A 13390-nucleotide genomic window follows, 5' to 3' on the forward strand; every position below is an offset into this window, starting at 1 on the left:
AGTATTGTATGGAAATGCCAACTTGGACTTCAAGTATCAAATTTAAGATTAGGTTAGGCTTATTGGCTATCGCTATTCTTATCGGGTTAATACTTTCTATTGTATACATTAATCTTAGTAAGATTAGTGATTTATCTAAACAAAATACAGAAGTAATATTACCAAAAGCTGCCGTTGCAAATGATCTCAGCTTAGCGATAAAAACTAATATGGAGTATTTGGGTTACTTCCTAATCGGACATTCTGAAAGTGATCTAAACAAATACTACGAAAACAAAAAGATGCTAAAGGAGATACAGCAAAAAGCTATTTCACTGTTTGAGCAAGAAAGTAGTTCAAATGATGGAGGGTCAATGCTTTCTATTAGCCATGATTTAAAAGCGTTAGAAGCAATGGAAGAACAGCTTCTTCATTATAGTGAAGACATTACTCAAAACCAGCAATCCATGGCAATCCTAGAGAAGGAAATTTTGCCGTTGGAAATTTCGATCATAAACCTTGGTCAACTTCTAGCAAGTGGTGAAATATCAGATGACGGTATGGCAAGCGAAACACTTTCGACGTTTTCAACGCAATTAGTACAATTTTCTAGTGCTCTACGAACTTATCTGGCATTTCGTAATGATAAAACCAAACAGGACTTCTTACTTTTTAAATCAAGCCTTCAAACCAACTATCAAAATATCGAGCAAACTATAGACAACCTGAATGACGATCAACTAGAGATTTTCGAAGAAATTCAAGAACTATTTGTACCTTACATGGAAACTGCAAACCAAGTTGTTAATCTTCATTCAAGCGATAAGTGGAGAAATGACGCTTACTTGCTCCGTACTGAAATGTCCCCTTTAATCAGTAAAATAAATACCGTTCTAAGGCAAGAACAGCAAAGCGCTGATGAACTTGCACGACAAAACACTCACAAAATTTCGCACTCAATAAGTCAGATGATTACAACATTGCTCGGCGCAGCTGGGATTTTAGCTCTGATTATTTTAGCCATTTCAAAAGTATTTGATAAACAAATTATTGCTCCAATCGTGAAACTAAATATGATTGTTGGACAACTTTCAGATAAAGAAGCGGAAGGTGACTTAACGGTTCGTATTAATAGCGATAGAAAAGATGAAATTGGAAACTTAGCTAATTCTTTCGATCGGTTTATTGATAAATTACAAGGCAACATAAGAGTATTGCTTAACATCGCTCCAGTATTAGGAAAACAAGGAGAATACCTACAAAGTTCGTCAAGTGATATAGAAGACTCTATTGAACACCAAATGCAGATATTCACGGAGACAAATAACGTTATAGAGCTAATGAACAACATTATGTCGAATTTGAATAACATAGCTGAGCAGTTAAACCAAGCTGCTAAAGAAGGGCAGGAGCAGTCACAAAACGCTGTTAGTGTTATTGAAAAAAGTTCAAGTAGTATCGTTACACTAGATGAACATATGAAGAATACAACTCAGTCAATTAACGAGTTTGCAGAAACGAGTAGAGGAGTTGCTTCTGTTGTCGATACTATCACCTCAATCGCAGAACAAACCAACTTACTCGCATTAAACGCTGCCATTGAAGCTGCAAGAGCCGGAGAGCAAGGCAGAGGGTTTGCAGTCGTTGCGGATGAAGTACGTTCTTTAGCCAACAGAACGATGGATTCAACAAACGAAATCCAAGCGCAAAATGATGAATTGAATCAAAAATCTAGTAAGTCAATTAAAGAAATAGGCGCATCCAATGAGCTTACTTCCACAATGATGTCTCATTATGATGAAATGCAAAGTAGTGTTAACTTTATCAAAGATCAAATTCATGAATTCTTTCAGTTCAGCGAGACTATTGTTGACGTTGTCCACAAGCAGAATGACCTGTCGGAAACGATGATGAAACATTTACATAGCTTGGGGACCCAAAACAAAGAGACCGCTGAAAACGTAATAGGATTAAGCGATGTAAATCATGAAATTCAGGACATTATATCTAATCTAAATGACGTGGCTCAACAGTTTAAAGTTTAGTAATTGAACCAACTTTCTGGAAGAAGGAGCCTAGTCATTTAACACTCTACCAATATGGTTTACCGCCTCGTTGTGCCCACTCATCAGAGCTTCGGATTCTTCAGTAAAAATATATAGCTGTTCGTCTTTTTCAAGGTCTTCCGTATATTGTTTGCTGGTACCTTGCTCATCAACTGGAACTGTAAAAGAGTAACTGACACTGAATCCATTCCATTCGCGAGAATATTTTGCATAAACCTTATAGTTAATTCCTTTGTGTGTACCAGATTCTTCCGAGGTCATATGTTTGTAAGCTCATGTTTTGTTTTATGTTCTTTTATTACATTAGCCAACTATTTTGATAAAGCGAATATTAATTACCATTCCGTGATGAAAGGCTTATCGACTCAGAGGCTTGATTAAGAGCCGACCACATAATTATCTGAATAATTCATTCTATAACTGATTGATTAATAAATAGAATGAAGCATGAATTTGATTGACACGTAGCATTTATTTCGCTTTATTTGTGCAATGAAATAGAAGTAGATACTTTGAAACTTTAAGGAAGAAAATATGCTACAAAACACTACTCGGATTTTCCCTGTACTCGCTGTTTTGGGATCACTCTTTGCTTATCTATTCCCACAGCTATTAACTGAGTATAGCAGCTGGATCGTTCCGTTATTGGTGATTATTATGCTTTCAATGGGCTTAACTCTGAAATTTCAAGATTTTCAACGAGCATTTGAGCAAAAAGCTGCCGTATTATTAGGGCTAATATTGCAGTACACAGTCATGCCTATTGGCGCGTTAATTGTCAGTTTACTACTAGGTTTAGATAAGAGCTTAATGCTTGGTATGATATTAGTGGGTAGCGTCGCAGGAGGAACAGCGTCTAACGTCATGAATTACTTAGCGAAAGGAGACGTAGCGCTTTCTATCACTATGACTGCAATATCAACAATGATCGGTGTTATTCTCACTCCCTTACTAACCGAGGTGTTGGTCGGGGCAAGCATCAATATTCCAGTCATTGCAATGTTGTATAGCTTGTTAAAAATCGTACTTGTACCTGTAATTATAGGTTTGCTCTGCAACCATTTTTTCAATAACGCTGTAGCGAGTATCTCAAAGGGGTTACCAGTTGTATCAATGATTGCAATCGTAATGGCTATCATGATTATCGTAGCTTTAAATGCCCACCAGCTAAACAACGTTAGTCCAATTATTTTTATTGCGGTCGTTTTACATAACGGGATTGGTCTAACGTTAGGTTATTTTGTAAGTCGCTTACTGGGCTTTAGTCATAAAGTAGGTAAAACAATATCTTTAGAAGTAGGGTTACAAAACTCAGGTTTAGCTGCTGCACTTAGTATTAAGTTCTTTAGCCCACTATCTGCGGTGCCCGCCGCTATATTTTCTATTTGGCACAACATTTCTGGCTCGGTTTTAGCGGGGTTTTGGTCAAAAGAAGAACGAAATGGAGACAGCTTGGATTCTGATTCTAAAGTAATATAGGTAAAGGGGGGATATGGCCCGTCACACGGGCCATACTTTTAAACTGTAGCTTCAGTGACTGCTTCGTAAGAATGCTCTTGGGCAAGCCTAAGCACTTCTTCTTTACTTTCGGCGATCAAAGGTTGGTTTGAATCGTCCATAAGTGTATATGGTAAAGCATCTTGTCCTATCTGCACTTTCACACCAAACCCAGCAGGTTTTTTCGATTGATATAGTGCTGCGTAGCACTTAACACCTTTATATTCCATCGAGTGCTTCATACCAGATATTGGTTCAAACTTAGCCATAACGTCATCCTTATATGTAATTAAGTTCCTATCCAATCTATAAGATCCTCGATAAAATTACAAACGTCATAGCTCTGGATTGAGGTTTGGCGATAAGGTATAAGTTGCAAACAAAACGATTCTATATTGGCAATTAATTTTAGCTATTCTAGTTCTTAACGCTTCTGATACCCGGTGTCTAGGTTGAAATAGCCACCTGTGACAAGCTTTCACTCAGTCGTTCTAAATTACGTCTAAATCTTGTTTCTATATAGCAATCAGATAAAACAAATTCACTTTCTGAGCTTTCTACTGTAGGAAGTAAAAATGGGATCATTATACAACTAAACCAGTGTGAGTATTTATCGTTACAGTTTAGTGGTTTACGAATGACTCCAGTTTGTATCATTTTGATGATAGCTGTATTGTGCAATGACTTATTTATGTTTCCTATGTACTTTATTAACAACAACCTGCGAAAGTCTGAGTTAGGTAAACTCAGCGTTTCCACTATAAAGTTAGGTATAAGGGGAGCACGCATTAGTAGCTTCAATAAGTCTTCAATCAGATACATTTTCTGCTTTAGTGAAACACCACGAATAGACTTACTAAGTACCTCATAGACTGGCACTACATAGTCTTCTATTACAGCCTCAAACAATCCTTCTTTGTTCCCAAAATAATATCTTATCAGAGAACTACTGTATCCAGCTTTGCGCGATAATAGGCGAGTTGAAACCTTGTCATAAGAGAGTCTAGTAAATAACTTTACAGCACTTTCAATAAATGCTTTACGTACAATGACTCCATTGCTATTAACAGGGCGGCCGACTTTATTCTTATAGTTTGGCATTTAAAACCTTCATATTATTTCTTTAATACTGCAATCAAAATATACGTAATTAATCAGTATGTAAGCTATTTGTAGTTGTTAGCTTTACAATAATTTAGCGGGATGTAGATATATATACCTATGCTGATATAAAGGTGTTCAATATTTGATAACTTAGCCTATTTGTTCTGTAGGCGAGTTACTAGTTTATATGTAATCTATATAATACTTTATATTGGGGTGGATTAATTCAATAACAGATAGAAATGGAAGTTATTATGACACTATGGTTCTGAAACTACGGTGCAGTATTTGTTATTTCACCCGTTCTAGAATTGTACCAAAGTACATATTCAGCGCGATTTGGATTCCTATTATAGCCGCTATGGGTGTATATATAATAACAAACAGCTTGTGCTGTTATAGTGTCGCCTTCCTTAGTCGTAAATGTAAGATTTTGTCTACGTGTGACAAAATCGTAACCGTCATAGTTATTGCGGTTTGTAGTAAGCTGAAATTGAGTTGTCATAATAGCTTCCCAAATCGCTATGCAGCCATTATTACCTCTTCCGATGTTATAAGGTGCCCCCATAGGATTGTTTTTGTCTGTACCTAAAGGATAACCTTCATCATTCATATCAAGTTGGGCATTTCCATCAGCATCTAAGCCATAGCCTGGGAGGTCGTTTATCTCGGAGCTTGCACGACCATTGACAGCCCATTGGGCATGAGCAAAGTTGATTGCATCTTGAAATTGACTTTTTACTCCATCCAACTTAGCCAACCTACTTTCATCGGTAAAACTAACAAATTTAGGAATTACTAAGACACTCAACACTCCCACAACTGCAATTGCTGCGACTAGCTCAATTAAAGTAAAGCCATTTTTCTTCACTACAACAAACCCTTCGCGCACAATAGTTGATACCTGTATGGAAATAATAGTGTACAAATACTTTGTCAAATACACTTAGAATGTAGGGTTATTTGATATTTTGATCGTTGTCGATGTTGTTTAGTTCTAACAACGTACTAGCTTATCTTCTGGACTTTTAAGCTCAGCACTAGAAAGAAATAAAATATACCAATAGTTCATAGAGTTAAAAGCTATCAACAAATAACTTTATTAAAGCATAAAAGAAGTTTGCATTGTTGCAATCAAAACTTGTCCTTTTTCATATAAACACTTTTTAGTTTTTTAGTTCAATGTCCGAATCTTACATCACTTTTACTATTCGTATTTTCATGTGGGAAACAACACCACTACCTGCCAATAAATGTGCTGGTTGAGCACGAAAGAAAAAAAGTTGGCCCGTATATAGGTGAGACATTGACGGGCCAAGGTTGCAACAGCAATCCATAAAACAGGAACAGTAGGTAAGTATTTACCCATAAACCAACCACATCATATGCGAAATCTTCTTATCAAGCTGCTAGATAAATCTGCTTTTGCAGTTAGGCTAACAACAACCACACGTCACGTAACTGCCCGCAGTTGTAATACTTGTTCTTTATGAGTTATAGGTTTGGCATAGAGCCCCAACTGGAAAATTTATACGCATCTGATAGACAAAATGAACCAGAATCGATGGATAAATTTATATGCTGAATTACTATATAAGCGAAGACGATCTAATCACCTCAATGTGGAACCTTTTGAGTCAAAGTCATCAAGTAAAGTGATAAGTATATTGTTTTGTTAAAGGATTACTATGCCAAGAAATGTTTGTGAGATTTGTAACACCGAGTTTTGTAACAGCGTACAGTGCAAAATGCTAATTAAGCAGAAATCAATAATGAGCTCATTTAGCTATCATGCTCACTTTGGCAAGGTTGAGAGTGACATACGCAAGAAACAGGAAAAAATTGAGCAAGAAAAAATAGCTTTTAAGGAAGAGAAAGTACGAGAGTATAACGAAATACGTAAAGGTATCTTTGAAGACGCGTTGTCTCAAGTTAATGGAGCATCAACCGATGATACTAGCTTAATAAACATTCCCATCGGTTTATCAGGAATGTCTTCTATTGAGGATGACTTAAACTCTAGCTACGTCTCTCATTTGAAAGAAATTATCGACATCGCGTTTTCTAAAAGCACCTTAGAGGTAATTACAGAATCAACAGAAGAAAGCTTATCAGACTTAAGTGAAGAACAAGACTGGTTACAACACATATCGGGGAAAATCTGTGCGACTTGTAAAGGTGGCTGTTGCCGTAGTGGTTCACACAAAGCTTATTTGGATGAAGATACTATAAATCGAATAAGAATGCGCTTTAAAATGATCACCAAAAAAGAATTATTGGACGCTTATATTTCTCATATTGGAGTCGAACATATTGAAGGGGCATGTATAAATCAAACCGATTTTGGCTGCTCACTCCCGAGGGAGTTACGCTCAGACACGTGCAATGAATACTATTGTCCTTCTCTCAAGGAGTACATTCGTCAACCTACGAAAAAAGTCGTGGTGATTCAAAATGACTGTTCTCCATTAGGCCTCAATAATATAGGTTCAATAGAAATTATTGATGTTGTTTTTATTGATGAACATACGTCAACAGCTCTCGAGCAAAGAAGGTAAAAAACTTAATTATTGCGGTCCTCGTGAATGCACCTTGAGCTCATTAGAACGAAAACTGTTGACATAAACAATCGAAACTGACACTTTACAGAGATGCGTACTAAATCTAACTTTCAACGAATTATTATCATCATTTCTTTAGGAGTGGTGGGATAGTTAGCGCAACTAAGTTTTTTAAACCCGCCTAAGAGGCGGGTTTTTTTATGCCTTCACCTCTTAGGGGACCACTTTGATTTTTAATAGGATGTACGAATGGTCAATCTAACATTACTAAGCGTTTTTATACCTACTTTCTTTTTCGTTTCTATCACACCAGGCATGTGCATGACCCTAGCGCTAAGCCTAGGTATGAGTATTGGCTATAAACGCACTTTGTGGATGATGTTGGGCGAGGTCATTGGAGTTGCTGTCGTGTCCATTGCAGCCGTGCTCGGTATCGCGACCCTCATGCTCAACTATCCGTGGATATTTGTTGCTTTTAAAACTCTAGGAGCGGCGTACCTATTTTATCTTGGAATTCAAATGTGGCTTTCCCGTGGCAAATTAGCCTTGAGCCAAGAACTAACAGAAATAAACACTGGTGGAGACTGGGAGCTTATGGTTCAGGGTTTTGTGACCGCAATTGCTAACCCGAAAGGATGGGCATTTATGGTTTCACTGTTACCTCCATTTATCGAAACAGATAAGCCATTAAGTACACAACTTATCGTTCTAGTAGGAATCATCATGATATCTGAGTTCGTGAGCATGACTTTGTACGCTACGGGTGGTAAGGGGTTAAAACGCTGCCTAGGACAAGCCAAAAACGTACGTGTACTCAATAGGATATCAGGAACACTTATGATGGGTGTTGGGATTTGGTTGCTGTTCAGCTAACCACATTCGTATAGCTAACAGTTAATAGGGGATACGAAACGTATTCCCTTCTTAGGCTATATGATATTCATAAATTCCCAAATTTGTAAAATACTTCCTATCTCGCAGCTATAACCATTCAACGTATCAATTACACTGAGCAATCACTTCATGCCCTTGAAGCCGATATCGACTATAAATGGCTGCCATAGCACCAGTATTCAGCATCTCTTTAAGGCCTTTGTTTATTCCCTTAACTATATGTTGTTTTTGAGGGTGAATTCTCATCATCACATCAATTTCACCAACACAGTTGCCAATTTCAAAGCTTCTATATTCTGGGTGCTCTAACTTTTCATATTGTAATTTGCGCAGATCGATAAGAACTTGATTAAACCTTCCTGCGAGAAGTTGCAATAACAGCAATGACTCTGTTGTATTGTCGCGTCGAGTAACAACACCATTTTTAAATGATTCCTCGAAATACGGATATACATAACCCCTTACTGTACCTACAGCTTGTCCTTTCAAATTCTCTGGTGAATTGACCGATACCTTTTTGCCATTGCGAAAAACTATGACATCCCTTGCCTTATCAAATGGGATGGAATAAATACCTTTGACCTTAACATTCAATCGCCAATTTGGGTTGACTGATGCCTCGACATCTATTTCTCCTTCATCAAACAAAAAAATAGCCCTAGCAGGAGGCACATACTTAAATACATACTTATCGCCAGTTATCTTCTCAAGCTCACTGAAAATGTCCTTGATTACCCCTTTATTCTCACTTGCTGAAAAGAAGTAGGGCTCATTCGGTGGGGAGTACGCAGCTACTATGATAGTTTCCGAGTATGCATATAAGCTAAACAATGAAAGTAAAAAGCATAAACCTAATTTGACGTCGTTAATTAGACGTGCCATAAAAAATTCCCAGATCCTGAACATACAGCTCCACAACTAAAGCGTAGGCACACGATGGAAACTCTTCAACATTACGCTATGGCCCCATTTGTTATAAATAGGGCCTGAGAAAAATTATTTTATCAATGATATGTAACCATGCATTCCCATGTATAAACCGACACTGCCAATAAGTACACCGGATAGGTAAGGGGCTCGGCGAGCAATATGATTTAAGCCACTCCATTTTGAAGTTGCTTTTCGTACACCAATCGCTGCTATTACACCAACTGAAACCAAGGTAAGCGCCAAGCCAATGCTAAATGAAACGACGAGTGTTGCACCAAGTGTCATTGCTTTGAGCTGCAAGCAAATAAGCAGAACAGTGACTGCAGCAGGGCAGGGGATTAAACCACCTGTTAAACCAAAGAGTAATATTTGACCATTGGTTACGTCCCTATTTTTAAACCGATTCTCAATATCAGTAGCGTGCGCTCGTTCATGAGCATCTTGATATTCTTTATCTTCTAGGTTTTGTTTAACATCAGGGTTGAAGTGTACGTCAAAGTCATGAGTATGGTCATGGTGTCCAATTATTAATTTGGCCGATATTCCACCGAATGACTCAGCGCAAGAGGCTGTTTCTATGTACCCCTCACGACTAACAAAGTGCATAGTTTGCGGTGATTGAACACTACCACTAGGAAGTTGAAGTTTAACATGCTCAGCATGTAAAGGTTTACCATGTAACGTTTTTAACCGAAAACGACTATGTTGACCTTCGTTAACGATAGATAAAGAGACATGTCCATGCCCGGTATCGACAACTTGAGTTGTCCACTCTTCGTTATGATTTTGCGCTTTGCGCCATGCACGTTCGTCACTCCATGTTCTCCAAATCATCCATATGCCTGTTGAAACTATGATGATTCCAGAAATCAGCTGCATCCATGGCTCGGCGGCTTCTGCAGTAAATTGTTGACTGATATACATGCCACCAAAAGCGACCAACCATACGATAGCGGTATGAGAAATCGTTGCTGCGACACCCAACATAACTGCCTGACGAACTGTGCCTTTTACTGCAATAATGAAGGCAGCCATCATTGTTTTTGAATGTCCAGGCTCTAATCCATGTAAAGCCCCAAGCAAAATAGCACTTGGGATAAAAAACCATCCATGCCCTTGTTGTAATAGCGCGACAAAATTCATTGTTGTTCTCTTGTAATCATTTTAAACTCCACAAACTATACTCCCCCCTAGTATATAATACTACCCCCCAGTATAACTAAAGTGCTACATTAACAGTAGAGTTACGCCTGCCACCAACAAAAGAAGATTCGCTATGTCACACACCATAAGAGATCAGAAAAAACTCAAGGCTCGAGCAAGCAAAATACAAGGTCAGGTTAACGGACTAAAAAAAATGCTCGATGAAGAGCATGAGTGCCAAGATGTTTTACAACAAATTGCTGCCATTAGAGGAGCCGTGAATGGCTTAATGCGAGAAGTGATTAAAGGCCATTTACTTGAACATATTGTACTTGAAGAAGATACCAATCAACGTGAAGCTGATATGGAAGTTGTACTTAAGGTTTTAGACTCTTACATTAAATAGCTCAATTATTGGCTGTCATATTTTCCTTAGCTTTGATCGAAACTGCATACCAAACTAAACTTTAACTTATACCCTAACGAGGTAAAGTTTAGTGAAATGTGTTCGTACTATATTACTTGTTAGCATTGTTTTGCCTTCAATCTGCTTAGCCAAACTACCTGAGAAAGTTGTGCTAGCGAGTCCTGCTAATTTCCTACCGGTGACAATAGGCAAAAACATTCTAACTATCGCTTATGGGAAGCTTGGTATAAACGTTGAGTTTGTTGAATTACCTGCTAAACGAGCACTAGTACAAGCGAATGACGGAAAACTCGATGGTGAAGTGAATCGTGTCTGGGCAATAAAAGAAAACTTTCCAAACCTAGTTAGGGTCCCAACACCCATCAATTATATTGAACAAGTACTCTATGCGACTAAAAAAATAGTTATCAACTCTTGCGAAGACCTGTCTAGCTATAGTGTCGGTTTTCGGCGTGGGGTAAAACATGCGGAAAAATGCAGTGCATTTGCCCGCCGGGTTAATGTTTTCAACAAACCCGAGCATATGATGCATGTTCTCAACGAAGGCCGAATAAACTTTGTCATTGATTCTAGGTTGAATGGCATTTTATACGAGAACAACATACTTTATCCTAAAGTTATGCTCATTGAGCCCCCCTTAAAGCGCATTCAACTTTACCACTACCTTCATAAGTCAAATTCCAATTTAGTCAGTGAGCTTGATAGAGTTATACAATTAATGGTGGAGTCAGGAGAACTGGAAACTATAAGAAAACAGACGATTCTTAAGCACATAAATAACAACCAATAACACAGAAATATAACTACTACTGACAGCTCAAGTCATTGTCACTTACTAGATTATGGTTTTTATTTACTACCAGTAGGGTAATCGCTGCTTTCTGATCCGTTGGGCCTTAAATACGAATTAGAAACGAGATTATTAAAACTATAAAGTATCGCAGTAGGGGACCCAACAGGAATGTCTATAATACCACACAGAATGTGTTCAGCTCGGTCGTAAGTATCAGAGTAGGGAGTTTGGAATCAGTAAACCTTGGCAGGGTGTTATTGTACAACGCATACTGCCTAAAGCAGCTTAGGACCGTAATTTACGCGTCGTGGCTAGATTTTTGAGTGATATCAATGGAGTGTTTCAATATAAAAATAAAGTCGTTTAATTCCGGTGAGCTATAAGTTTATGCATTTTTGAACTATAAAATTACATGCATAATGGCGTGATATTAACGTATTCATTCTAAGTTAGTTGTAAAGAGGTTCGCTGCGATGCCAAAGACAATGAGATTAAAATCTTACAATATAGAAAAGTCGAGTAATGAATCTCTATTTTTTGAAAGTGTCATACATAGAAATGATGGCCAATACGTAGATCTATCACCTACGTATTTTAAAAGATTCGGTAATTGTGAGAATATCACTCAAAATATGGTAAAACACAGCCTAACAAACAAAAATTACAAAACCTCTAGCTCCAAGTACCTAAAAAACCATCCTAATTTTACGCTTCCAGACAACATAAAGTTTGCAGTCCCGAGGTTGTTTAACAATATATGGTCTCAAGCAGTTAACATGCTGTGCTCGTGCTGTAGCTCTTATTGTAGAGAGAAATATAAGAAAAAGTTCGTTAGTAGCCCACCTAAAAGTACGTATGAGGAAGCGCAAGAGATCATGAAAACTTGTGGTCTTAGTAAAACACACAATGTTCATCAAGTCAGGTCCACAAGAGCTGATACAATCAAGTATCCCACGTTAAACTCAAATGAAATGAATAATACTAAGCTACTGTCGTCGCTAAAATCAACCTGGGAACATAATGGTGGCTATCCTTTTGACATGGCTCCGGGCGGTTCAGTTTTTTACCTTCAAGGAAAGCTTAAACAGTCAGGCAAATTATATTGTTGCTTACGTACGTTATTTTGTTGTTGTTCACCACACAAGTTGTTTGAAGTGTATCACGCGTTTTGTATAGTAAAAGATAGCGATGGCTTTCTTACCATAATAGATGGCTATAGCCAAGAATATGCTCGTATGGCATTTACAGATCCTAGCAAATATTTAGACTTATATATGGGAGAGTTCACCGGAGCGGTTATATACGAGAAGCCGCACGTCAAAATACCAATGGGCAAGTCGAATAAGCTAACGATTTCAGGTCGAACCGTAACGACAGTTTCACAGAATAACGAAAACCAAAAATCAACTAACAGCACAAACATGCGCAATCGAAATCGAAATTCGTTACTTACGGACGAATAACTAAACGTTCGTGCGAAGAATGTAATTGTCGAACTATCCTCGTAATGTTAAGAAACCCGCAACAGCGGCACCAATCAACCAAGGTGCTAGGTCAGTTTTGTTCTCGTCTTGGCTGTCTTCAGAGGGTAGATAGACAGAGGGTTTAATGTTGATAAGCCAAAAAGGAAACTGCCACGACAATGCCGTTGCTGAAAGCTTTTTCTCACTGCTTAAGAAAGATCGAGTGAAGAGAAAAGTCTATAAAACCCGCGCTGAAGCGCGCTTAGAGATATTCGATTATATCGAGTGCTTCTACAATCCCAGACGAAATCATCGTACTAATGGTGGACTGTCACCAAATGACTATGAAAAGCAGTATTTTCATAAGCTTGTAAGTGTATAGAGTTCTGGGGGCTTACCACAAGAAGCCAGATGGTTCATGATCACCTAATCAAACTTAAACCTAGTGATACTCAATAAAATAAAAATAGTATTTTATTTATAGGAAGATTTTCTATACTTCAGCATTATTTCACTTTCGGGATGGTAAGAGT

Annotated in this window: 13 protein-coding genes and 1 pseudogene; 8 read left to right on the forward strand and 6 right to left on the reverse strand. The window is 37.9% G+C overall.

All coding sequences use genetic code 11. From position 1 onward, the window contains the following. Positions 1 to 8: 8 nt before the first annotated feature. Positions 9 to 2024, forward strand: coding sequence for a methyl-accepting chemotaxis protein (locus ACM2FC_RS17005; RefSeq protein WP_498482162.1), 2016 nt, complete (start codon positions 9 to 11; stop codon positions 2022 to 2024). 30 nt (positions 2025 to 2054) lie between these two features. Here the strand turns inward: ACM2FC_RS17005 and ACM2FC_RS17010 are convergent, their stop codons facing one another. Then, complete coding sequence (locus tag ACM2FC_RS17010; protein ID WP_498482163.1) at positions 2055 to 2306, reverse strand: hypothetical protein; 252 nt, start codon at positions 2304 to 2306, stop codon at positions 2055 to 2057. Positions 2307 to 2579: 273 nt separating this feature from the next. Between ACM2FC_RS17010 and ACM2FC_RS17015 the strand changes: the two genes are divergently transcribed. Beyond that, the gene (locus ACM2FC_RS17015; protein WP_498482164.1) at positions 2580 to 3524 is read left to right on the forward strand and encodes a bile acid:sodium symporter family protein; all 945 of its coding nucleotides are present in this window, start codon (positions 2580 to 2582) and stop codon (positions 3522 to 3524) included. Positions 3525 to 3562: 38 nt separating this feature from the next. Here the strand turns inward: ACM2FC_RS17015 and ACM2FC_RS17020 are convergent, their stop codons facing one another. The 3 genes from ACM2FC_RS17020 to ACM2FC_RS17030 all read right to left on the reverse strand — a co-directional run bounded on the left by ACM2FC_RS17020 (position 3563) and on the right by ACM2FC_RS17030 (position 5538). Then, complete coding sequence (locus ACM2FC_RS17020; RefSeq protein ID WP_498482165.1) at positions 3563 to 3811, reverse strand: hypothetical protein; 249 nt, start codon at positions 3809 to 3811, stop codon at positions 3563 to 3565. 178 nt (positions 3812 to 3989) lie between these two features. Beyond that, entirely contained in the window at positions 3990 to 4643 is a 654-nt protein-coding gene (locus ACM2FC_RS17025) for a TetR/AcrR family transcriptional regulator (RefSeq protein WP_498482166.1), read from the reverse strand. A 277-nt stretch (positions 4644 to 4920) separates the two neighbouring features. After that, a complete protein-coding gene (locus ACM2FC_RS17030; RefSeq protein ID WP_498482167.1) occupies positions 4921 to 5538 on the reverse strand; it encodes a type II secretion system protein in 618 nt (205 codons plus the stop codon). Positions 5539 to 6418: 880 nt separating this feature from the next. On the opposite strand from ACM2FC_RS17030, the gene ACM2FC_RS17035 reads away from it, so the two are divergent. Both ACM2FC_RS17035 and ACM2FC_RS17040 read left to right on the forward strand, forming a co-directional pair. Then, on the forward strand, positions 6419 to 7204 hold the full coding sequence (locus ACM2FC_RS17035) for a hypothetical protein (protein ID WP_498482168.1): 786 nt from the start codon (positions 6419 to 6421) through the stop codon (positions 7202 to 7204). 252 nt (positions 7205 to 7456) lie between these two features. After that, entirely contained in the window at positions 7457 to 8080 is a 624-nt protein-coding gene (locus ACM2FC_RS17040; RefSeq protein ID WP_498482169.1) for a LysE family translocator, read from the forward strand. Between the two features lie 126 nt (positions 8081 to 8206). On the opposite strand, the gene ACM2FC_RS17045 is transcribed toward ACM2FC_RS17040, so the two are convergent. Beyond that, positions 8207 to 8983, reverse strand: a complete 777-nt coding sequence (locus ACM2FC_RS17045) for a substrate-binding periplasmic protein (RefSeq protein ID WP_498482170.1) — start codon at positions 8981 to 8983, stop codon at positions 8207 to 8209. A 114-nt stretch (positions 8984 to 9097) separates the two neighbouring features. Beyond that, positions 9098 to 10174 (reverse strand): nickel/cobalt efflux protein RcnA, encoded by a 1077-nt coding sequence (locus ACM2FC_RS17050; protein ID WP_498482171.1) that lies wholly within the window; start codon positions 10172 to 10174, stop codon positions 9098 to 9100. Positions 10175 to 10307: 133 nt separating this feature from the next. Here ACM2FC_RS17050 and rcnR point away from each other — a divergent pair, with 133 nt between their 5' ends. From rcnR to ACM2FC_RS17070, 4 genes and pseudogenes are all read left to right on the forward strand, one after another. Then, the gene (gene rcnR / locus ACM2FC_RS17055; RefSeq protein ID WP_498482172.1) at positions 10308 to 10580 is read left to right on the forward strand and encodes a Ni(II)/Co(II)-binding transcriptional repressor RcnR; all 273 of its coding nucleotides are present in this window, start codon (positions 10308 to 10310) and stop codon (positions 10578 to 10580) included. 91 nt (positions 10581 to 10671) lie between these two features. Then, positions 10672 to 11391, forward strand: a complete 720-nt coding sequence (locus ACM2FC_RS17060; RefSeq protein WP_498482174.1) for a substrate-binding periplasmic protein — start codon at positions 10672 to 10674, stop codon at positions 11389 to 11391. A 1157-nt stretch (positions 11392 to 12548) separates the two neighbouring features. Next, entirely contained in the window at positions 12549 to 12857 is a 309-nt protein-coding gene (locus tag ACM2FC_RS17065) for a hypothetical protein (protein ID WP_498482175.1), read from the forward strand. Positions 12858 to 13008: 151 nt separating this feature from the next. Continuing rightward, positions 13009 to 13239 (forward strand): annotated as a pseudogene (locus tag ACM2FC_RS17070) (IS3 family transposase); the annotation flags it as partial. Positions 13240 to 13390 lie beyond the last annotated feature (151 nt).

The sequence above is a fragment of the Vibrio sp. A37 genome (assembly GCF_059777565.1).

Bases quoted from the DNA above. Each gene is read 5' to 3' on its own strand.
- ACM2FC_RS17005 (WP_498482162.1), top strand. From the start codon at position 9: ATGGAAATGCCAACTTGGACTTCAAGTATCAAATTTAAGATTAGGTTA.
- ACM2FC_RS17010 (WP_498482163.1), bottom strand. From the start codon at position 2,306: ATGACCTCGGAAGAATCTGGTACACACAAAGGAATTAACTATAAGGTT.
- ACM2FC_RS17015 (WP_498482164.1), top strand. From the start codon at position 2,580: ATGCTACAAAACACTACTCGGATTTTCCCTGTACTCGCTGTTTTGGGA.
- ACM2FC_RS17020 (WP_498482165.1), bottom strand. From the start codon at position 3,811: ATGGCTAAGTTTGAACCAATATCTGGTATGAAGCACTCGATGGAATAT.
- ACM2FC_RS17025 (WP_498482166.1), bottom strand. From the start codon at position 4,643: ATGCCAAACTATAAGAATAAAGTCGGCCGCCCTGTTAATAGCAATGGA.
- ACM2FC_RS17035 (WP_498482168.1), top strand. From the start codon at position 6,419: ATGAGCTCATTTAGCTATCATGCTCACTTTGGCAAGGTTGAGAGTGAC.
- ACM2FC_RS17040 (WP_498482169.1), top strand. From the start codon at position 7,457: ATGGTCAATCTAACATTACTAAGCGTTTTTATACCTACTTTCTTTTTC.
- ACM2FC_RS17045 (WP_498482170.1), bottom strand. From the start codon at position 8,983: ATGGCACGTCTAATTAACGACGTCAAATTAGGTTTATGCTTTTTACTT.
- ACM2FC_RS17050 (WP_498482171.1), bottom strand. From the start codon at position 10,174: ATGAATTTTGTCGCGCTATTACAACAAGGGCATGGATGGTTTTTTATC.
- rcnR (WP_498482172.1), top strand. From the start codon at position 10,308: ATGTCACACACCATAAGAGATCAGAAAAAACTCAAGGCTCGAGCAAGC.